Here is a 20894-nt window from a genome sequence, read left to right as displayed (position 1 = left end):
GTTCATGCGGGCCTGGCTACTCGTGGCGCACGAGCAGCCATGGCCACGGCCCAACCGCGAGCGGGAGGGCCGGACCAAAGTCACTCGTTCGCAGATCAGGCCCTGGCAGAGCAGGGCCTGTCGTGCCGCCCTTTCGGGATGTGCTCCCAGGCATGGGCGGCGTTGACCTTTCGGTCTCTAGCCATCCGGACTGCCAAGGCGCCGGTTACCTCGGCCCGATCTATCCCGGGCCCCTTCACCCTGGGCGCGGCGAAAGCCGGCCATTCACGGGCGCGTTTGTGTAGCTCAGGGCGGACAGAATGAGACCCGCCTCTCCGCAGTCCTAGGACTGCGGTGTGCTGAGCAAGACGATGCCCGATCGATCTGAAGCTGTCAACAGTCCTAGGACTGTGTTTGACTTGTCTCGTCGAGAGGAGAGTGGTCATGGCGGCCAAGTGGCGAGAGCTGGCGGACAAACTCGCCGAGCGAATCCGGTCCGGGGAGTACGCACCCGGCGAGCGGCTTCCGCATATTCGAGAGCTGGTCGAAGCGGGTGAAGGCTCAAAGGCCACGGTTCACGCTGCCTACAAGGCACTTGAAGCCGAAGGGCTGGTCACGGCTTCGCGAGGCCATGGGACCGTCGTGCGGCCCCAGACCCCGCTCAAGCGGCTCGGCACCGACCGCTACGACAAGGCCAAGTGGCGGGACGGAGACGAAGTCGCTTTCATCGCCGACCGCGTCGCTTCTGGCCGGACCTACCGGCGGGACGAGCAGACCCAGACGGTCAGCCGGGTCGAGGCGCCGGCAGCAGTGGCGGAAGCTCACGGCTTGCCCATAGGCGCTGCGGTGTACGCGCGCGCTCGCCTAGTGAAGGAGGGGGAGCAGCCGACCCATACCCTCACCAGCTACTACCGGCCCGAACATGTCGAGGGGACGAGATTGGTCGACCCAACTCCTGGCCCTGCCGGTCGCGGCGGCGGGTTCCGAGTGCTCTACGACGCCGGATACGAGATCGATCACATGCGCGAGGAGTTGTTCGCCCGAGTGCCGACGCCTGAGGAGGCACGGCTCCTGCAGTTGCCAGCCGGTGAACCTGTGGTCGAGCTCCACCGAACGGTCTACACGGCAGACGGCACGGTCGTGGAGTTCGCGGTGGGCGTGCACGCCGCTTCGCGCTTCGCCTGGCAGTACGACTTCGAGGTCCCGGACTCGACTCGCGAGAAGGCGGTCAACTGATGGTCTCAGAGCAGTCCTGGACGGACGCTCGGGTCGTGTGGCAGTACCACCAGATGCACCACGATCTCCGTCCCTGCTCGGTCGCGATCGGGCTCGGCAGTCATGACATGGGAGTCGCCGATACGACGGTCGACCTCTACCGGCGTGGCTTGGCTCCCCTGATCGTGTTTACCGGTGCAACGAGCCGCACCACTGAGGAACGGATGCCGCGCGGTGAGGCTGTGCACTACCGTGAGCGAGCCCTAGAGCTGGGCGTGCCGGAGTCGGCGGTGCTGGTGGAGCCTCGGGCGCGAAACACCGGGGAGAACATCCGGTTCTCACGGGAAGTGCTCGAACAGGCTGGTGCGGCCATCTCGTCTGTGCTTCTGGTCAGCAAGCCGTACGAGGAGCGGCGGGCCTACGCCACTGCGCGGAAGCTGTGGTCTGAGGTCGAGATCGTGAGCGCTTCCACGCCGCTGACCTTCGAGGAGTACGTGGAGTCGATCGGGGACGCGAACCTCGTGATCGACATGCTGGTGGGGGCACTGCAACGGCTGCTTGTCTATCCGAAGCAGGGGTTCATGGAGACCCAGGTGGTCCCACCCGAGGTGGCTGAGGCGTACGAGCGGCTTGTCCGCGAGGGATTCACCAGTCGGCTCATCCCTGAGTGGCAGCCATGAGCGCCACGCCTCAGCAACTCGCCGGCGTGTTGCGGCCGGTGAAGCACGTGTTCCTCGACTTTGACGGGCCTGTGTGCTCGGTCTTCGCCGGCCTTCCCGCCCCGGAGGTCGCGCGCCGACTCCGTGAGGGCCTGCTCGTCGCGGGCGAGCAGGCCCCGGCCGGGGCAGCGGAGAAGAGTGACCCGCTCGCCTTGCTCCGGCTGGTCTCGGACGCCCGGCCCGATCTCACCGAGAGCACGGACGCCGCACTGGCCGCGCTGGAGATCGAAGCCGTCCGGGTTGCCCCACCGACCCCAGGCGGCGAATCGGTTCTCCGCGCCTGTGCCCGTTCCGGCCGCCTGGTCTCCGTAGTCAGCAACAACTCGGGCGCGGCCATCACGGCTTACCTCGCCGAGCACGGCCTCAGCGACTACGTGGCTGGCGTATTCGGACGCGTTCCGGGTGACCCTTCCTCGATGAAGCCGAACCCGCGCCTTCTGCTCGAAGCGATGGATGCCGTGGGCACCAGGCCGGACCACTGCATCTTCATCGGCGACGCAGCCCGCGACGTCGAGGCTGGAGAGGCCGCTGGAGTCCCGACGATCGGCTACGCCAACAAGCCGGGTAAGGCTGCCAAGCTGACCGCTGCTGGCGCCGTGGTGATCGTGGACTCGATGGGGCTCATCGCCACTGCCCTCGCCTGACTCGGGCACCACATTTGGGAGTCGGCGACGCGCTCTGCGAAGCTTCGAGAGCCGGGCGAGCAACGACCGGTCATCGGTTCGCTCGTGGCATTCTGGCTGGTCATCGGGCTTGGTGGGGCGAGCAATGCCTTCCGGAAGCCACCCGCACTGACAGACAGATGGGTACCACAATTAGTGCATCCAACCCTGGTATCGTCGGTGGGGACTTAGTGCATAGAGGCGCGAAAGCGCTATCGATTGCACGAAAGAGGGCCCGCCTCGCCTGGTGCGGCAACACCAGGGGTTCCGAGACGGACCCTATAAGCACAGCGTGTGGCTCTGCAGTCGCACTAGCGATGGCCCGGCCGCTGGCGCGGCTGGGCCATCGTGCTAAGCAGCTAGCCCAGGAGATCCTGGAGCAGCTGCCAGATGTCGTACGCCGTCTTCAATGCCCGCCAGGTGGCGAGCAGTTGACGCATCCCATCCCTGCGGAGCCTTCCCGCGTTCTTCGGCTCTACATCCGGGTCCTCATCGGCCGGCTGCTGCTGATTGAGCGCGGTCATGCTCCACCCCTTCCTGCTGCTCCCCGACCGCGCCTTGCGATCGGGGTCGCGGTGTCCGCCTGGGCGGACGCCGTGACTCCGGCCGCACCTTGTGGTCGAGGTGCTGACGCATGCTCATGCATACGTCAGGAGAAGGGTCTTGTGCTCTCCTCAGAGTAGATGTAGGACCGGGTGCTGGACGAATCCGCCTGGGGGTGCTGTCTCGCCCGATCCGCCATTTCGATGGCTGTATCAACCTTCCACCCCGAGGTGACAAACGATCTCGATTCTCAGGGCGGCAGGATCGAAGGAAAATTTGCCAAAAATCCTTTGTAAGTTTGATGTGGTATGGATTCTTGCGTCGGTTTCAAGGTTCCTTGGTGCCAGTTACCATGGAATTAGCGACTCCTATAAACGACTTTCAGAATGCAAGTCGCCTTGAAGTGCAGTGAGCCGACCGATGCGCCAGGGGCTTCTGTGGAGCGGGTCGCGCCGGTAGGTTCTGGGCGGTGATTACTCAGATCGTCACGCTGGTGGGCGTCCTACTGGGGGCGCTCACCTCGTTCGTGGCCACCGGGTGAGCGGAGCGGACCAAGCACCGCCGGTTGATGGCCGCGCGGTGGGATGGGTGGAAGCTCGACACCTACGTGCAGTACGCGACCTGCGTGAAGGAGATCGACGCGCTCGCCAAGCGGGCCAGGCAGGCGGAGGCGGGGTCGACGGCGCGGGCGGAGTTCCTGGCGACGATGGAGCGCGCGGAGATCCAGCGGTCGGCGCTCTTCGAGACGCTCGTTCTGCTCGCGAGTCCGGCTGCGGCGAAGGCGGTCAACGCCGTGCTGTGGGAGAGCGAGATCGCCGTCCGCGAGCACACTGCGGTGCCGAACGGTCCCAGCCTGGTCGAGTTGCTCAACGCGTACCACGCGCAGGCCAGGCTCGACCTTGGCGTCGGCGATCCGGACGGCGGGGCGTCAGCTGAAACACAGAAGGGCCGCGTCGGGCAGCGGAGATCGCTGCCCGACGCGGCCCTCTGGGTGCGCGCGAAGGTGGGGTGTCAGGGGGCCGTCGGGAGCATGATCCGGACCAGGGGCGGACCAGGCGGGGTCCGCGATCAAGAGTTGCCTGGTCAGAGCGGCCCTGGTCAGCGGCCTGTAAATCTGTCGCGCAAGCTACGCAGGTTCGAACCCTGCACCAGCCACAGGATAGAGATTCAGCCCCCGATCTGCGGAAACGCGGATCGGGGGCTGTTTCGTGTGCCCGGACGCGTGCGGATGGGGTTGGACGGGGCCGGCCGGGTCGGGTGGGTCGGGGTGGTGGGGTTGTTCGAAGGGGTGGCACTTATTGCGCATTGCTTGCAATTACCTCCCCCAAGCAGCAGAGTGGTGGCCGGGGGTGGGAGTCCTTCGACCGAGCTGATCGTCTTCCCAACCGGCGCCCGCCGGGACCACGGCTCACCCCACCCCCGCCAACTTCCCTCCCGTGCTGCCCGGCGGCCGCGTCAAGGCCGCGTCAAGGGCGCCGGTGGCGGCGTCAGGAACGCGTAGGGGGCAGGAGCCGCTCGGGGGCGCGGACCGCAGGATCGGAGCAACTACCGACTGCGGAGGTCCCGTCCGATGTCCAGCGCCATCTCCACCCCGGCCGTGACGGCCGACGAACCGCCGGATACCGGGGCGGCCGACGACCGGCACCGGCTCAGCGCGCTCGGCGGGCTGGCCGCGCTGTCACTGGACGCGATGGCCTCGGTGGCGTACGGCCCGGAGTCGATCGTGCTGGTGCTGGCCGCGGCCGGCTCGTACGGGCTGGGCTTCACCCTGCCGGTCACGGTGGCGATCGCCGTCCTGCTGGCGGTGCTGGTGGCCTCCTACCGGCAGGTGATCGCGGCGTTCCCGGACGGCGGCGGCTCCTACGCGGTGGCCAAGGCCCACCTGGGCCGCCGGACGGCGCTGACCGCGGCCGCCTCGCTGGTGATCGACTACATCCTGAACGTCGCGGTCTCGGTGACCGCCGGCGTGGCCGCGCTCACCTCCGCCATCCCGAGCCTGTACGACGACCGGGTCTGGCTCTGCCTGGGCGTGCTGGCCCTGGTGACCGCCGTCAACCTGCGCGGCATCGCCGAGTCGGCGCGCTGGTTCATGGCGCCGACGGCCGTCTTCGTCCTCTCCATCCTGGCGATCATCGTGGTCGGCCTGTTCCGGGACGCCCCGGCCAGCACCGAGGCCGCCGCCGGGCACGCCTCGGTGCTCGCCGAGAACGCCACCGCGGTCGGCGCGCTGCTGCTGCTCAAGGCCTTCGCGGCCGGCTGTTCGGCGCTGACCGGCGTCGAGGCGGTGGCCAACGCCGTCCCCTCTTACCGTGCCCCGCGGGTGAAGCGGGCCCAGCACACCGAGGTGATGCTCGGCGTCCTGCTCGGCGTGATGCTGATCGGCCTGGCCGTGCTGATCGGCCGCTTCCACCTCCAGCCGGTCGACGGCGTCACCGTGCTCGCCCAGCTCGCCGACGCCTCGCTCGGCCACGGTGTCGGCTTCTTCGTCGTCCAGTTCGCCACCGTGGTGCTGCTCGGCCTCGCCGCCAACACCTCCTTCGGCGGCCTGCCGGTGCTGATGGACCTGCTGGCCCGGGACAACCACCTCCCGCACGTCTTCGCGCTGCGCGCCGACCGCCAGGTGTACCGCTACGGCGTGCTGTTCCTGGCCGCGGTGTCGGCCGTGCTGCTGGTCGGCTCCGGCGGTGACGTCAACAGCCTGGTGCCGCTGTTCTCGATCGGCGTGTTCGTCGGCTTCACGATCTGCCAGGTCGGCATGGTCCGGCACTGGTACCTGCACCGCCCGGCCGGCTGGGGGCGCAAGGCCGCGCTGAACGGCTTCGGCGCGGTGCTGACCGGCGTCGCGACCCTGGTGGTGACCGGCACCAAGTTCACCGAGGGCGCCTGGGGCATCGTGGTGGCCCTGCCGCTGCTGGTGCTGCTGTTCGAGGCGATCCACCGCAGCTACGGGCGGATCGGCGAGCGGCTGGAGCTCGGCCGGGTGCCGGGCGCGGTGACCCGCCAGCGCAGCCTGGTGATCGTCCCGGTGACGGCGATCACCAGGCTCACCCGGGACGGCCTGTCGGCGGCCCTGTCGCTCGGCGACGAGGTGTTCGCGGTGACCGTGGTGCACGATCCGGCCGACGCCGAGGCGCTGCGCCGGGACTGGGAGCTGTGGCAGCCCGGGGTGCCCCTGCTGGAGGTCCCGGAGGACCGCCGGCGGCTCGGCCTGCCGATCGCCGACTTCGTCAACCGGCTCGGCGAGGAGCACGCCTACGACCGGCTCACCGTGCTGATCCCCGAGGTCGAGCCCGCCCACTGGTACCAGCGCGCGCTGCAGAACCGCCGCGGCGCCGTGATCGACCGCGCCTTGCGCCGGCACACCGACGCGGTGGTCTGCCGGCTGCGGATGCGGATGTGAACGGACGGACGGGCGGATGAACGGACGGATGAACGGACGGATGAACGGGCGGATGAACAGAACGATGTGAACGGAGGGGCCGGAGAGGCCCCAGGACACTGACGGGTGAACCCACGGGCCCCGGTGCGGCCTCGGCCGCGCCGGGGCCCGTTCACGTCCGCACCCGAGCCCGGTGCAGCCCGCTGAGGCCCGGTGCAGCCCCACGCAGCCCGCTGCGGCCCGGTCTCACTCCGGTACACCCCCGGTCTCGGCCAGGTCACGGCGGTCTCGGCCCGGTGAAGCGGGCGTCAAGGTCGCGTCAACGCACCGCATTCACCCGTATGGAGGGCGTCAGGGAGCCCTAACGCCCCTTAGACGGCTGGTTTGCTGCATCTGCCGGTTGTCCGCCGGTGCCGCTGGAAGCCCCCGGGCCGTACGCGGCATCTCCCGAACCACGCTGGTGGAGCCCATGTCCGATCTCATCTACGTCGGTGTCACGGTCGCCGTGTTCGCCGTCATCGCCCTGATCGCGCGGGGGGTGGAGAAGCTGTGAGTGCCGAGAACATCGCTGGTCTGGTCGTGGCCGTCGCTCTCGTCGGCTACCTCGTCGTGGCGCTGATCTTCCCGGAGAAGTTCTGACATGGGATCCACTCTCGCGGGCTGGATGCAGGCCCTCGCCCTCGTCGGCGCGCTGGCCCTGTGCTACCGCCCCCTCGGCGACTACATCGCCAAGCTCCTCACCACCTCCAAGCACCTCAGAGTCGAACGCGGCATCTACAAGCTGATCGGCGTCGACGGTGACGCCGACCAGCGGTGGCCGGTGTACCTGCGCTCGGTGCTGGCCTTCTCGGCCGTCTCGGTGCTCTTCCTCTACGGCCTGATCCGCCTCCAGGGCTACCTGATGCTGAGCCTCGGGGTTCCGCAGATGGAGGGCCACCAGGCCTGGAACACCGCGATCTCCTTCGTCGCCAACACCAACTGGCAGTCCTACAGCGGCGAGTCCGCGATGGGCCACGTGGCGCAGATGGCCGGCCTGGCGGTGCAGAACTTCGTCTCCGCGGCCGTCGGCATCGCCGTCGTCGCCGCGCTGATCCGGGGCTTCACCCGGAACCGGACGGACCGCGTCGGCAACTTCTGGGTGGACCTCACCCGGATCAACCTGCGCCTGCTGCTGCCGATCTCGATCGTGTTCGCCCTGATCCTGGCCGCCAGCGGTGTGGTCCAGAACTTCCACGGCTTCACCGACGTGACCACCCTCAGCGGCGAGGTGCAGAAGATCCCCGGCGGCCCGGTGGCCTCCCAGGAGGTCATCAAGCTGCTCGGCACCAACGGCGGCGGCTTCTACAACGCCAACTCGGCGCACCCGTTCGAGAACCCGACCGGCTTCTCCAACCTGGTCGAGATCTTCCTGCTGCTGGTGATCCCGTTCGCCCTGCCCCGGACCTTCGGCAAGATGGTCGGCGACAACCGCCAGGGCTACGCGATCGTCGCCGTGATGGGTCTGTTCTGGATCGCCTCGACCGCCCTGCTGACCTGGTCCGAGGCCGCTCACCACGGCACCGCCCTGCAGGCCGCGGGCGCCGCGATGGAGGGCAAGGAACAGCGCTTCGGCATCGCCGGGTCGACCCTGTTCGCCGCCTCGACCACGCTGACCTCGACCGGCGCGGTGAACTCCTTCCACGACTCGTTCACGCCGTTCGGCGGCGGGCTGACGGTCTTCAACATGATGCTCGGTGAGATCGCGCCCGGTGGTACCGGTTCCGGCCTCTACGGCATGTTGGTGCTGGCCATCGTCGCGGTGTTCGTGGCGGGCCTGATGGTCGGCCGCACCCCCGAGTACCTGGGCAAGAAGCTCGGCGGCCGCGAGATGAAGTTCGCCTCGCTGTACATCCTCACCACCCCGACCATCGTGCTGGTCGGCACCGGTGTGGCGATGGCCCTGCCGGGTGAGCGGGCCGGGATGCTCAACTCGGGTGCCCACGGCTTCTCCGAGGTGCTGTACGCCTTCACCTCGGCCGCCAACAACAACGGATCGGCCTTCGGCGGTCTGACCGTCAACACCGACTGGTACGACACCGCGCTCGGCCTGGCGATGATCTTCGGGCGACTGCTGCCGATCGTCTTCGTCATGGCGCTGGCGGGCTCGCTCGCCCAGCAGCAGCCGGTTCCGGCCACTCCGGGCACCCTGCCCACCCACAAGCCGCTGTTCGTGGGCCTGCTGTCGGGCGTGATCCTGATCGTCGTCGGCCTCACCTACTTCCCGGCCCTGGCCCTCGGGCCGCTTGCGGAAGGTCTCTCCTGATGTCCACCCCTACGCTCAACCCCGCACCGGCCGACGACAAGGCCGAGGCCGCCGCGCCGCACAGAGTCCAGAGCGGCCTGCTCGACCCGAAGCTGATCCTCTCGTCCCTGCCGGACGCGGTGAAGAAGCTCGACCCCCGGGTGATGATCAAGAACCCGGTGATGTTCGTGGTCGAGGTGGGCTCGGTGGTCACCACCGTCTCCGCGATCGCCAACCCGTCGGTGTTCGCCTGGTCGATCACCGTCTGGCTCTGGCTCACCACCGTCTTCGCCAACCTGGCCGAGGCCGTCGCCGAGGGCCGCGGCAAGGCCCAGGCCGACACCCTGCGCAAGACCAAGACCGAGAGCGTCGCCCGCCGGCTCACCGACTGGCCGGCCACCCAGGCCGAGGAGGAGGTGCCCGGCACCGCGCTCCAGCTCGGCGACCACGTGGTGGTCGAGGCCGGGCAGGTCATCCCCGGCGACGGTGACGTCGTCGCGGGTGTCGCGAGCGTCGACGAGTCGGCGATCACCGGTGAGTCCGCGCCGGTCATCCGCGAGTCCGGCGGTGACCGCTCCGCGGTGACCGGTGGCACCAAGGTGCTGTCCGACCGGATCGTGGTGAAGATCGCCTCGGAGCCCGGCAAGTCCTTCATCGACCGGATGATCGCCCTGGTGGAGGGCGCCGCCCGGCAGAAGACGCCGAACGAGATCGCGCTCAACATCCTGCTGGCCTCGCTGACCATCGTCTTCCTGGTCGCGGTCGTCACGCTCCAGCCGATGGCCACCTTCGCGGGTGCCCCGCAGTCGATGATCGTCCTGGTCGCCCTGATCGTGGCGCTCATCCCGACCACCATCGGCGCGCTGCTCTCCGCGATCGGCATCGCGGGCATGGACCGCCTGGTCCAGCGCAACGTGCTGGCGATGTCCGGCCGCGCCGTCGAGGCCGCCGGCGACGTCAACACCCTGCTGCTCGACAAGACCGGCACCATCACCCTGGGCAACCGCCAGGCCGCCGAGTTCCTGCCCGCCCCGGGCGTCGGGACCGACGAACTGGCCAGCGCCGCCCAGCTCTCCTCCCTCGCGGACGAGACCCCCGAGGGCCGCTCGATCGTGGTCCTGGCCAAGACCGAGTACGGCCTGCGGGCCCGTGTCCAGGGCGAGCTGACGCACGCCACCTGGGTGCCGTTCACCGCCCAGACCCGGATGTCGGGTGTGGACCTGGACGAGGCCGAGGGCGTCCACCAGGTCCGCAAGGGCGCCGCCGGCTCCGTCTCCAACTGGGTCACGGAGAACGGCGGTTCGGTCGGGGACGAGGTCGCGACCCTGGTCGACGGCATCTCCGCCGCCGGTGGCACCCCGCTGGTGGTGGCCACCAAGGTCGGCAGCAAGCCCGCCCGTGTCCTCGGGGTGATCCACCTCAAGGACGTGGTCAAGGAGGGCATGCGGGAGCGCTTCGACGAGCTGCGCCGGATGGGCATCAAGACCATCATGATCACGGGCGACAACCCGCTGACCGCCAAGGCGATCGCGGAGGAGGCCGGCGTCGACGACTTCCTCGCCGAGGCCACGCCCGAGGACAAGATGGCCCTGATCAAGAAGGAGCAGGAGGGCGGCAAGCTGGTCGCGATGACCGGCGACGGCACCAACGACGCCCCCGCGCTCGCTCAGGCCGACGTCGGCGTCGCGATGAACACCGGGACCATGGCGGCCAAGGAGGCCGGCAACATGGTCGACCTGGACTCCAACCCGACCAAGCTGATCGAGATCGTGGAGATCGGCAAGCAGCTGCTGATCACCCGCGGTGCGCTGACCACCTTCTCGATCGCCAACGACGTGGCCAAGTACTTCGCGATCATCCCCGCGATGTTCGCCGGGGTCTACCCGGGGCTGCACCACCTCAACATCATGGGCCTGCACAGCCCGCAGTCCGCGATCACCTCGGCGATCATCTTCAACGCCCTGGTCATCATCGGCCTGATCCCGCTCGCCCTGCGCGGCGTGAAGTACCGCCCGTCCGACGCCAGTTCGCTGCTGCGCCGCAACATCGGGATCTACGGGTTCGGCGGCCTGGTGGTGCCGTTCGTCGGCATCAAGCTGATCGACCTGATCATCCAGTTCATCCCCGGCCTCAGCTGACGCAGGGAAGGAGAAAACACCATGTCCAAGCCCCTGCCGACGACCATCCGCACCCACTTCACCGCGCTGCGCGCACTGCTGGTGCTCACGGTGATCCTGGGGATCGCCTACCCCCTGCTGATCACCGGCATCAGCCAGGTCGCGTTCAGCGACAAGGCGAACGGTTCGTTCGTGTCCGCGGACGGCAAGCAGATCGGTTCCAGCCTCCTCGGCCAGAACTACAACCTGCCCAAGAAGAACCCGGACGACCCGAAGGAGGACCCGGTCCCGGACCCGAAGTTCTTCCAGCCGCGGCCCTCCGCCAACAACTACGCCGGCGACAACTCCGGTGCCAGCAACCTCGGCCCGAACAGCGACGACCTGCTGAAGGCCGTCAACGACCGCCGTGCCGCCGTCTCCGCCTTCGACGGCGTCGACCCGGCGAGCGTCCCGGCCGACGCGCTGGAGGCCTCCGGCTCCGGCCTCGACCCGCACATCTCGGTGGCCTACGCCAAGGAGCAGGTCAACCGGGTCGCCAAGGAGCGCAACCTGTCGACGGACGTCGTCGCCAAGCTGGTCGACAAGTACACCGAGAGCCGCTCGCTCGGCTTCCTCGGCAACGAGGGCGTCAACGTCGTGCTGCTCAACAAGGCCGTCAGCGAAGCGAAGTGACGCACCAGTGACACCACACCCGATACCAGGGTGACCGGGCCGGCCCGGGCGCGGGAGGATGCCTCCCGCGCCCGGGTCGGCCGGCCCGTATCCGCAGACGCGTACCGCCCAGCCGTCAGCTCCCGATGGAAAGAAGCAGTGCCCATGGCCCGCGACCTCACCCCCGGCTCCGGCATCCGCACCGGCCGGCTGAGGGTGTACCTCGGCTCCGCCCCGGGGGTCGGCAAGACCTACCGGATGCTGGACGAGGCCCGGCGCAGACAGGAGCGCGGGGCCGACGTCGTGGTCGGGTACATCGAGTGCCACGGCCGCCGTCACACCGAGGCCATGACCGAGGGCCTGGAGGTCCTGCCGCGCGTCCACCGCTCCTACCGCGACGCCGAGTTCGAGGAGATGGACCTCGACGGGGTGCTCGCCCGCCGCCCGTCCGTCGTCCTGGTCGACGAACTGGCGCACACCAACATCCCCGGCGGCCGCCACGCCAAGCGCTGGCAGGACGTCGAGGAAGTGCTCGCCGCCGGGATCGACGTCATCACCACCGTCAACATCCAGCACCTGGAATCGCTGAACGACGTCGTCCAGAAGATCACCGGCATCCCGCAGCGCGAGACCGTCCCGGACGAGGTGGTCCGCCGGGCCGACCAGCTCGAACTCGTCGACATGGCGCCCCAGGCGCTGCGCCGGCGCATGGCCCATGGCAACGTCTACAAGGCGGAGAAGGTGGACGCCGCGCTCTCCAACTACTTCCGGGTCGGCAACCTCACCGCCCTGCGCGAGCTCGCCCTGCTCTGGGTGGCCGGGCGGGTTGACGAGGGGCTGCGCGACTACCGGGCCAGCCACAACATCGACCGGGTCTGGGAGACCCGCGAGCGCGTGGTGGTCGCCCTCACCGGCGGCCCGGAGGGCGAGACCCTGATCAGACGTGCCGCCCGGATCGCCGACCGCACCGCCGGCGGCGACCTGCTGGCCGTGCACATCACCCGCAGCGACGGCCTGGCCGGCGCCTCCGCCGGCGCGCTCGCCCAGCAGCGACAGCTGGTCGAGACCCTCGGCGGCAGCTACCACGTGGTGGTCGGTGACGACATCCCGACCGCCCTGCTCGCCTTCGCCCGCGCCCACGACGCCACCCAGCTGGTGCTCGGCACAAGCCGCCGCGGCCGGATCAATCGTTTCCTCACCGGACCCGGTATCGGCGAGACCACCGTGGACGCCTCCGAGGACATCGACGTCCACATGGTCACCCACGAGTTCACCGGCCGCGGCCGGCTGCCCTCGCTGGGCCGCCGCCACTCCCGGCGCCGCACCATCGCCGGCTACGTCGCGGGCCTGGTGATCCCCTGGCTGCTCACCGCGGTGCTCTCGCAGGCCCACGCCACCATCAACCTCACCACCGACGCGCTGATCTTCCAGCTCGGCGTGGTCATCGTGGCCCTGCTCGGCGGCGCGATGTCCGCCCTGGTGGCCGCGTTCATCGCCTCGGTGCTGCTGAACTACTACTTCATCCCACCGGTCCACAGCCTGACCATCGGCGAGACCAACAACATCGTCGCCCTGGTGGTCTTCGCCGCCATCGCGCTCGCCGTCTCCACCGTCGTCGACCACGCCAGCCGGCTCACCAGCCGGGCCGCCCGCGCCACCGCCGAGGCGGAGACCCTCTCCACCCTGGCCGGCAGCGTGCTGCGCGGCGCCGACGCGCTGCCCGCCCTGCTGGAGAAGTCCCGGACGGCCTTCGGGATGCAGACCGTCGCGCTGCTCTCCCGCTCCGGCGGCGAGGTGCTCGCCCACTGCCAGGCCGAGCACCCGGAGGAGGACGAGTCGCAGCACGAGACCACCGAGGTCCCGGTCGGCGCCGACGCCGTCCTGGTCCTCACCGGCCGCCGGCTGCCCGCCGCCGACCAGCGGGTGCTCACCGCCTTCGCGGCCCACGTCGGCGCCGCCCTGGAGCGCGACCGGCTGGCCGTGGTGGCCGCCGAGGTCGAGCCGATAAAGGCCGCCGACCGGATGCGCACCGCACTGCTCGCCGCCGTCAGCCACGACCTGCGCACCCCGCTCGCCGCCGCCCGCGCCTCGGTCGGCTCGCTGCTCAGCCCCGACGTCGAGTTCTCGCCCGAGGACCAGACCGAACTCCTCTCCACCGCCGACGAATCGCTGGTCAAGCTCACCCGGCTGGTGGACAACCTGCTCGACATGAGCCGCCTCCAGGCCGGCGCGCTCACCCTGCACCTCACCGAGACCCACCTGGACGAGATCCTGCCCAGGGCGCTCGACAGCCTCCCCGACCCGTACGCGCCGATCCAGCCGCTCGACCTGGACACCGCTCCGCCGGTGCTCGCCGACCCGCCGCTGCTGGAGCGGGTGCTCGCCAACGTGATCACCAACGCGCTGCGGTACAACGCCCCCGGCGCGCCGGTGCTGGTCACCGCCAGCCACCACGCCGACCTGGTCGAGATCCGCGTGATCGACCGCGGCCCCGGCATCGCCCCCGAGGACCGGGACCGGGTCTTCCTGCCCTTCCAGCGGCTCGGGGACACCGACAACACCACCGGGGTCGGCCTCGGCCTGGCCCTCTCCCGCGGCCTCGCCGAGGCCATGGGCGGCAGCCTGGAGGTGGAGGACACCCCGGGGGGCGGCACCACCATGCTGCTCACCCTGCCCGCGGCCCCCGGGGGCTCCGAGGCCGATCCCTTCGAGGACGAGCCTTTCGGGAACGAGCCTTTCGGGAACGAGCCTTTCGGGAACGAGCCCTTCGAGCCCGACACCTTCGAGACCGAGAACGTCGCCACCGAGAACGTCGCCACCGGGGAGGAACCACCGCGCCATGAGTGACCGAAGCGAACGAGGTGGGCGAACCGGCGAGAACTCCGAGATCCTCGTCGTCGACGACGAACCGGCGCTGCTGCGTACCCTGCGGATCAACCTCAGCGCCCGGCACTACGCGGTGCGCACCGCCGCCAGCGGCGGCGAGGCGCTCGACCGGGCCGCGCACTCCGCCCCGGACGCCGTCCTGCTTGACCTCGGCCTGCCCGACCTCGACGGCATGGACGTGCTGCGCGGACTGCGCACCCACAGCGCGGTGCCGATCATCGTGCTCTCCGGCCGCTCCGACGCCTCCGACAAGATCGGCGCCCTGGACGCGGGCGCCGACGACTACCTCACCAAGCCCTTCCTGATGGACGAACTGCTGGCCCGGCTGCGGGCGGTGCTGCGCCGGCCGGTGGGCGCCGTCCCGTCGGGCCGGCCGGTGATCGGCGACCACACCGTGGACCTCGCGGCCACCACGGTGCTCGGCCCGGGCGGCCCGGTGCGGCTCACCCCGACCGAGTGGCGGATCCTCAGCCTGCTGCTCGCCAACCCGGGCCGGCTGGTGCCCGGGCGGCAGATCCTGCGCGAGGTGTGGGGGCCCGCGCAGGAGGCGCGCGGCAACTACCTGCGGGTCTACCTCGCCGGGCTGCGCCGCAAGCTGGAGCGCGACCCGGCCCGGCCGCGGCACCTGATCACCGAGCCGGGGATCGGCTACCGGTACGTGCCGTAGCGCCGGGGCGGGACCCGGCGTCGCGGGCGGGCCGTCAACGGTCCGTCAAGAGCCGGTCGGTGGGCGACAGGGGAGCGTCAAGGCCGGTCGGGGGCGGTGTTCCGTGGTCGTAGTGTCGGTGGTGAAGCGAGCGGGCCCCGCTCCGTGGGGGAAGCCTGGGGCCCGTTTCGTCCGCCGTCCATGGACGGCCAGTAGTGGGGGAGGGGCGTGCGACTCAGGTCGCGCGCCCCTTGGCTTTCCGGCGCGGTCGTCCGCGCCGCCTCGGCAGTCCGCACCGCCTCAGCAGTCCGCGCCGCCGGACTGCCGGGGCAGCGCCAGCGCCACGGTGTCCGCGAACTCCCGCACCGCGCTGGTCCGGCTGACCACCCGGCCGCTGTGCACCACCAGCCGGCTGTGCCCGCCCGCGAGCGCCCCGGCCAGGCTGTCCCCGCGCACCGCCAGCAGCTCCGCCGGGAACCCGGCGTCCACCCGGACCGGCGGCAGTCCGAGCGCCGCCCGGGCCTGGTTCGCCACCGCGTCGTACGCCGCCTCCGGGGCCAACTCCCCGGCGGCCGCGAGCAGATAGGCGGACTCCAGCGGGTCGGCCCGGCCGACCGGGTTGGACTGGTCCCGCAGCGCCCCGCTGCCCACCGCCACCGGCACCCTGGACGCGACCAACTCCCGTACCAGACCCGGCCGCTGGCCACTCGGCCGGCCCTCCAGCCCGGTGCAGCCGCCGTTCTGCGGCAGCCAGACCACCCGCACCCCGCTGGAAGCCAGCACGGTGGACGCGCCGCGCGCCAGCGCCCCGCACGGGCCGAGCACCACCCGGGGCCGCAGCGGCGCCAAGGCACCTGCCAGCCGGGCGAGTTGGGCCGCGTCGGCGGCGGTGGTGTGCAGGTCCACCGGGCAGTCCGCCTCCCGGGCGGCCTCCAGCAGCAGCTGCACGTACCCGCTCGGGTCCGGGTCCAGCTCCGGGCAGCCGCCGGCCGCGGTGGCGCCCAGCTTGAGGGCCTCGCGCAGCTGGGCCCGCCCGTCTGCGCCGGCCCGGCCGGTGAGCAGCCGGGGCATCGCCACCGCCTGGAGCTCGGCCAGGCCGCGCAGCGCCTGGCGGGCGGTGAGCACCGCCTCCAGCCGGCGCAGCCCGTGCACGTCGCCGATCCGTACGTGGGTGCGCTGGGCGGTGGCGCCGTAGCCGAGCGAGGTGAGCGCGGCCTCGGTGACCCGGCGGGTGAGGTCGGCGGGGGTGTCCGGCGGCGGGGCGGGCAGGGCGGCGGAGAAGGCGGAGTCGTAGTGGGCGTGCGCCTCGGCGGGGGCCGGGAGGAGCAGGTAGCCCCGGAGGTCGATCCGGGCGCCGGTGGTGACGGTGGGGGTGCCGGGCAGGGCGGGCAGCGGGCCGAGGCTGCCGGCGGTGCCGACCGCCTGGATCCGGTCGCCGCTGATCCTGACGTCCACCACCCGTCCGTCGGCCAGTCGGGCTCCGGCGAGCAGCAGGACCGGGCCGTGTCCGAGCGGGTTGGCCGCCGGGCTGGGCCCGGAGTGCGGCCCGTCGGCGGCTGCGCTGTCCATCGCCGGCTCCTTCTCGCGCTGGCCAGTGGGGCCCGTGGGGCCCGTGGGGAGGGGGCCCCGAGGGGGATCGGCCGGTGCCCCGGTCAATGAGGGCCGAGCCTATGGCGCACGGGGGCGGGGTTCCGGGAGGCGGGCAATAGTCGTATCGGCTCGGGGCGCACGGCTTCCGGGTCGATCGAACGCCCGGCCTTGGATCGTCCGCGCGTGCACCTCGCCGACCTGCGGTCTTCGCCTCGGGATACGGATTTCACCTCTGGGCGCGGAACGTGTAATCTCTTCCTCGTTCGCCCCTATAGCTCAGTCGGTAGAGCGTCTCCATGGTAAGGAGAAGGTCTGCGGTTCGATTCCGCATGGGGGCTCTGGTGAAAGGCGGTCAGCTTCGGCTGGTCCGCTGATCACTGTGGCGGTGTAGCTCAGTTGGTAGAGCAAGCGGCTCATAATCGCTGTGTCACCGGTTCAAGTCCGGTCACCGCTACCCCGCGTAGTCGGTCGGGAGATCGCACTCCCGGTCGGCTACTCTTGTTGTGTTCTTATTCGTTGTCCAAGGAAGGCACTCCCGTGGCTGCCACCGACGTCCGCCCGAAGATCACGCTGGCCTGCGTGGAGTGCAAGGAGCGGAACTACATCACCAAGAAGAACCGGCGTAACGACCCGGACCGTCTTGAGATGAAGAAGCACTGCCCCCGCTGCAACTCGCACACCGCGCACCGCGAGACCCGCTGACCCTGTCGCAGGGCGCCGGGCCTGTGTGAATTCAGGTCTTCGACTCCGGGCCGTATCCCTCAACAGGGGGTGCGGCCCGGAGTCTTTTCCGTATCCGTCCGCGTTTCCGTCCGCGTTCCGAGGAGCTGCCATGGCGCTCGACCCGTCCTTCATCGGGCGTAGTTACCCGCCCACCGAGCCGTACGAGGTCGGCCGGGAGAAGATCCGCGAGTTCGCGCTCGCGATCGGTGACGCCAATCCGGCGTACACCGACGCGGAGGCCGCGAAGGCGCTGGGCCACCAGGACGTGATCGCTCCGCCGACCTTCCCGTTCGCGATCGCCTTCCGGGCGGCCGGCCAGGTCGTCGAGGATCCCGAGCTGGGCCTGGACTACACCCGGGTGGTGCACGGCGACCAGAAGTTCCAGTACAGCCGCCCGGTGCGGGCCGGCGACCGGCTGACGGTCGCGGTCACCATCGACAACATCAAGTCGCTGGCGGGCAACGACGTGCTCACCGTCCGTGGTGACGTGGCGGACGAGACCGGCGAGCACGTGGTGACGGCGGTCATAACGCTGGTGGCCCGGGCCGCCGACGAGGCGGGGGAGTGAGCGCGATGGCGATCAGCTACGACGAGGTCGAGGTCGGCACCCAGCTGCCGGCGCAGTCCTTCTCGGTGACCCGCGCCACCCTGGTGCAGTACGCGGGCGCCTCGGGTGACTTCAACCCGATCCACTGGAACGAGAAGTTCGCGCTGGAGGTCGGCCTGCCGGACGTCATCGCGCACGGCATGTTCACCATGGCCGAGGCGATCCGGGTGGTCACCGACTGGGTCGGCGACCCGGCCGCGGTGGTCGAGTACGGCGTCCGCTTCACCCGGCCGGTGCCGGTGCCGAACGACGGGGTCGGCGCGGTGATCGAGGTCTCGGCCAAGGTCGCCAAGAAGCTGGACGACCGCAAGGTGCAGATCGACCTGCTGGCCACCTCGGGCGGGCAGAAGGTGCTGGGGATGTCCCGGGCGGTCGTCCGACTGGCCTGAGGCGCCCGCCCTCCGCTGAGCGCCGCCCCGGCCGCCCGTTCCACGGGTCGCCGGGGCGGTCCGCGTTCCCGGGCGGTCCGCGTTCCCGGGCGGTCCGCGTTCCCGGGGGCCGGATTCTCCGGGCGGTCCAGGGTCTTGCGAAGATAGTGATTGGTCACTAACTTAGCTCTCATGGCGAAGACGAGCATGCGGATGAGTGCGGAGGAGCGGCGCGAGAGCGTCGTCCGTGCCGCGGTGATCGAGTTCGCCAGGAACGGCTACCGCGGCACTTCCACCGAGGCGATCGCCCGCCGGGTGGGCGTCTCGCAGCCGTACCTGTTCCGGCTGTTCCCGGGCAAGCAGGCGATCTTCACGGCCGCCGCCGAGCGCTGCATCGAGGAGACCTGGAGGGTCTTCGACGAGGCGTCGACCGGGCTGACCGGCGAGGAGGCCGCCGCGGCGATGTCCGAGGCGTACATGGGCCTGGTCGAGGACAGCGAGCAGCTGATGATGCAGATGCAGCTCTACGTCTCGGTGTTCGCCTCCCGGATGGCCGGCGAGGACGAGATCGGCGAGACCGCCCGGCGGCTGTGGGGGGAGCTGTTCGAGCGGGTCCGGGAGCGGGTCGGCGGGGACGTGCAGGGGACGACGGAGTTCTTCGCCTACGGGATGCTGATCAACACCCTGGTGGCGCTGGGCTTTCCCCAGGGGCACCGGATCTGGGACGGCTTCGGTGACAACGGGGCCGAGGGCGACGAGGCGGCTGCGAGCAATGGGGCGGCTGCGAGCGACGAGGCGGCTGCGAGCGGCGAGGCGGCCGAATAGCGGGTCGCACGGCGGGGTCCGTGCGGCCCTTTTCCGACCCTCGAAAGTTAGTGATCAATAACTATCCAGGAAACTGTGGGGGAAGTCATGACGGACAACACGGCCGGGAGCGCCCCGGGGAGCACGGTCGAGAAACCGGCCCTGGGCCGCACCGGCGTCTGGACCCTGGTGATCACCGCCCTCGCGGGCTTCATGGCCGCCCTGGACAACCTGGTCGTCACCACCGCCCTGCCGTCCATCCGGGAGGAGCTCGGCGGCGGGCTCTCCGACCTGGAGTGGACGGTCAGCGCCTACACCCTGTCCTTCGCCGTGCTGCTGATGTTCGGCGCGGCGCTCGGCGACCGCTTCGGCCGCCGCCGGATGTTCGTGATCGGCCTCACGCTCTTCACCGCGGGCTCGGCCGCGGCCGCGCTCTCGCCCGGCATCGGCGAGCTGATCGCCGCCCGCGCCGTCCAGGGCGTCGGCGCCGCGGTGTCGATGCCGCTCACCCTCACCCTGCTGACCGCCGCCATCCCGGCGGCCAGGCGCGGGGTGGCCTTCGGCATCTGGGCGGGCGTCAACGGCCTCGCCGTCGCCACCGGGCCGCTGATCGGCGGCACCCTGACCGAGCAGTTCTCCTGGCAGTGGATCTTCTGGGTGAACGTCCCGGTCGGCGTCCTCCTGGTGCCGCTGGCCGCCCTGAAGCTGCGCGAGAGCAGGGGTGCAAGCCCGGCGCTGGACGTGGTCGGCACGGTGCTGGTCAGCCTCGGCCTGTTCGGCGTCGTGCTCGGCCTGATCCGCGGCAACCCGGACGGCTGGACCAGCCCGCTGGTGCTGGGCGCGCTGGGCGGCGGCGTGCTGCTGCTGATCGCCTTCGTCCGGTACGAGCAGCGCGGCGCCGAGCACCCGATGCTGCCGATGCGGCTGTTCCGCAACCGGACCTTCACCGCCGTCAACGCCTCCGGGCTGCTGATGTCGCTGGGGATCTTCGGCTCGATCTTCCTGATCAGCCAGCACCTGCAGACCGTGGGCGGCTACACCCCGCAGGAGGCCGGCGTCCGGATGCTCCCGTGGACCGGGGTGGGACTGGTCGTCGCGCCGGTGGCGGGCCTGCTGGCCGACCGCTTCGGCGGCCGCTCGATCGTGATCGGCGGGCTGGTGCTGCAGGGCGTCGGACTGGCGCTGTACGCGGCGGTCAACGTCGGGCTCGGGCACTACGCGTACGGTCCGGTGGTGCCCGCCGTGGTGATGTGCGGGATGGGCATGTCGATGTACTTCGCGCCGACCGCCGCCATGGTGATGGACAGCGTCCGGCCGGAGGAGCAGGGCATCGCCTCCGGTGCCAACAACGCGCTGCGCGAGGTCGGCGGCGCGCTCGGGGTGGCCGTGCTGGCGGCGGTCTTCTCGGAGCAGGGCGGCGACGGCATGGCGGGGACCTTCGTCCACGCGATGGCGCCCGCGCTGTACGTCGGGGCAGCGGTGCTGCTGGCGGCCGGGGCCTGCGCGCTGCTGCTGCCGGGCCGGGCGAAGCGGGCCGCGGCGGCGGCCGAGTCGGCGGAGCGGGCCGCGGTGATCGAGCCCGCCGAGCGGGCGGAGGGGGCCGAGCGGGACGAGGCGGCCACCGCGCCCGAGGACGGGCAGCCCGTCCCGGCCGAGGCCTCGAAGGCCTGAGCGACCCGTCCGGGTCACGGGGGCGGCCGACCGGTCGCCCCCGCCCCCGTACG

At 70.6% G+C, this 20894-nt stretch carries 18 protein-coding genes and 2 tRNA genes; 17 read left to right on the top strand and 3 right to left on the bottom strand.

Annotated features, from left to right (window positions below):
- Positions 1–423: 423 nt before the first annotated feature.
- From ABTZ03_RS04695 to ABTZ03_RS04685, 3 genes are read left to right on the top strand one after another with little or no spacing between them, the layout of a single operon-like run.
- A complete protein-coding gene (locus tag ABTZ03_RS04695) occupies positions 424–1215 on the top strand; it encodes a GntR family transcriptional regulator (RefSeq protein WP_350511376.1) in 792 nt (263 codons plus the stop codon).
- Complete coding sequence (locus tag ABTZ03_RS04690) at positions 1215–1874, top strand: YdcF family protein (RefSeq protein ID WP_350511375.1); 660 nt, start codon at positions 1215–1217, stop codon at positions 1872–1874. The genes ABTZ03_RS04695 and ABTZ03_RS04690 overlap by 1 nt, the downstream gene beginning before the upstream one ends.
- Positions 1871–2557, top strand: a complete 687-nt coding sequence (locus ABTZ03_RS04685; protein WP_350511374.1) for an HAD family hydrolase — start codon at positions 1871–1873, stop codon at positions 2555–2557. The genes ABTZ03_RS04690 and ABTZ03_RS04685 overlap by 4 nt, the downstream gene beginning before the upstream one ends.
- Before the next feature lie 377 nt (positions 2558–2934).
- Here ABTZ03_RS04685 and ABTZ03_RS04680 read toward each other — a convergent pair whose 3' ends face one another.
- The gene (locus tag ABTZ03_RS04680; protein WP_350511373.1) at positions 2935–3099 is read right to left on the bottom strand and encodes a hypothetical protein; all 165 of its coding nucleotides are present in this window, start codon (positions 3097–3099) and stop codon (positions 2935–2937) included.
- A 622-nt stretch (positions 3100–3721) separates the two neighbouring features.
- Positions 3722–3988: a hypothetical protein gene (locus ABTZ03_RS04675; protein WP_350511372.1), complete on the bottom strand. Its 267-nt coding sequence runs from the start codon at positions 3986–3988 to the stop codon at positions 3722–3724.
- A gap of 700 nt (positions 3989–4688) precedes the next feature.
- On the opposite strand from ABTZ03_RS04675, the gene ABTZ03_RS04670 reads away from it, so the two are divergent.
- From ABTZ03_RS04670 to ABTZ03_RS04640, 7 genes are all read left to right on the top strand, one after another.
- The gene (locus tag ABTZ03_RS04670; protein WP_350511371.1) at positions 4689–6518 is read left to right on the top strand and encodes an APC family permease; all 1830 of its coding nucleotides are present in this window, start codon (positions 4689–4691) and stop codon (positions 6516–6518) included.
- A gap of 528 nt (positions 6519–7046) precedes the next feature.
- Positions 7047–7136 carry a K(+)-transporting ATPase subunit F gene (kdpF, locus tag ABTZ03_RS04665; protein ID WP_045693083.1) on the top strand — a complete coding sequence of 30 codons (90 nt, stop codon included), beginning with the start codon at positions 7047–7049 and terminating at the stop codon, positions 7134–7136.
- Between the two features lies 1 nt (position 7137).
- The gene (gene kdpA, locus ABTZ03_RS04660; protein WP_350511370.1) at positions 7138–8799 is read left to right on the top strand and encodes a potassium-transporting ATPase subunit KdpA; all 1662 of its coding nucleotides are present in this window, start codon (positions 7138–7140) and stop codon (positions 8797–8799) included.
- Complete coding sequence (gene kdpB, locus ABTZ03_RS04655; RefSeq protein WP_350511369.1) at positions 8799–10916, top strand: potassium-transporting ATPase subunit KdpB; 2118 nt, start codon at positions 8799–8801, stop codon at positions 10914–10916. Before kdpA ends, kdpB begins: the two co-directional genes overlap by 1 nt.
- 21 nt (positions 10917–10937) lie before the next feature.
- Positions 10938–11567 (top strand): K(+)-transporting ATPase subunit C, encoded by a 630-nt coding sequence (gene kdpC, locus ABTZ03_RS04650; RefSeq protein WP_350511368.1) that lies wholly within the window; start codon positions 10938–10940, stop codon positions 11565–11567.
- Positions 11568–11711: 144 nt separating this feature from the next.
- Positions 11712–14393: an ATP-binding protein gene (locus tag ABTZ03_RS04645; protein WP_350511367.1), complete on the top strand. Its 2682-nt coding sequence runs from the start codon at positions 11712–11714 to the stop codon at positions 14391–14393.
- Positions 14386–15099 carry a response regulator gene (locus tag ABTZ03_RS04640; protein ID WP_350511366.1) on the top strand — a complete coding sequence of 238 codons (714 nt, stop codon included), beginning with the start codon at positions 14386–14388 and terminating at the stop codon, positions 15097–15099. The genes ABTZ03_RS04645 and ABTZ03_RS04640 overlap by 8 nt, the downstream gene beginning before the upstream one ends.
- 279 nt (positions 15100–15378) lie before the next feature.
- Here the strand turns inward: ABTZ03_RS04640 and ABTZ03_RS04635 are convergent, their stop codons facing one another.
- Positions 15379–16647, bottom strand: a complete 1269-nt coding sequence (locus tag ABTZ03_RS04635; protein ID WP_350511365.1) for an amidohydrolase family protein — start codon at positions 16645–16647, stop codon at positions 15379–15381.
- A 286-nt stretch (positions 16648–16933) separates the two neighbouring features.
- Here ABTZ03_RS04635 and ABTZ03_RS04630 point away from each other — a divergent pair.
- From ABTZ03_RS04630 to ABTZ03_RS04600, 7 genes are all read left to right on the top strand, one after another.
- Positions 16934–17006 (top strand) — tRNA-Thr (locus ABTZ03_RS04630).
- Between the two features lie 43 nt (positions 17007–17049).
- A tRNA-Met gene (locus tag ABTZ03_RS04625) sits at positions 17050–17122 on the top strand.
- Positions 17123–17205: 83 nt separating this feature from the next.
- Complete coding sequence (gene rpmG / locus ABTZ03_RS04620; protein ID WP_006604855.1) at positions 17206–17370, top strand: 50S ribosomal protein L33; 165 nt, start codon at positions 17206–17208, stop codon at positions 17368–17370.
- 130 nt (positions 17371–17500) lie between these two features.
- Complete coding sequence (locus ABTZ03_RS04615; protein ID WP_350511364.1) at positions 17501–17959, top strand: FAS1-like dehydratase domain-containing protein; 459 nt, start codon at positions 17501–17503, stop codon at positions 17957–17959.
- Positions 17960–17964: 5 nt separating this feature from the next.
- Positions 17965–18387: a MaoC family dehydratase gene (locus ABTZ03_RS04610; protein ID WP_350511363.1), complete on the top strand. Its 423-nt coding sequence runs from the start codon at positions 17965–17967 to the stop codon at positions 18385–18387.
- A 171-nt stretch (positions 18388–18558) separates the two neighbouring features.
- Positions 18559–19191, top strand: a complete 633-nt coding sequence (locus ABTZ03_RS04605) for a TetR/AcrR family transcriptional regulator (protein ID WP_502894383.1) — start codon at positions 18559–18561, stop codon at positions 19189–19191.
- Positions 19192–19278: 87 nt separating this feature from the next.
- On the top strand, positions 19279–20841 hold the full coding sequence (locus ABTZ03_RS04600) for an MFS transporter (protein WP_350511362.1): 1563 nt from the start codon (positions 19279–19281) through the stop codon (positions 20839–20841).
- Positions 20842–20894 lie beyond the last annotated feature (53 nt).

It is taken from the genome of Kitasatospora sp. NPDC096077, from assembly GCF_040303245.1.
Taxonomy (GTDB): domain Bacteria; phylum Actinomycetota; class Actinomycetes; order Streptomycetales; family Streptomycetaceae; genus Kitasatospora.
Note: the sequence above shows the minus strand (reverse complement) of the source record. Positions and strands in the feature narration are given on the sequence as shown.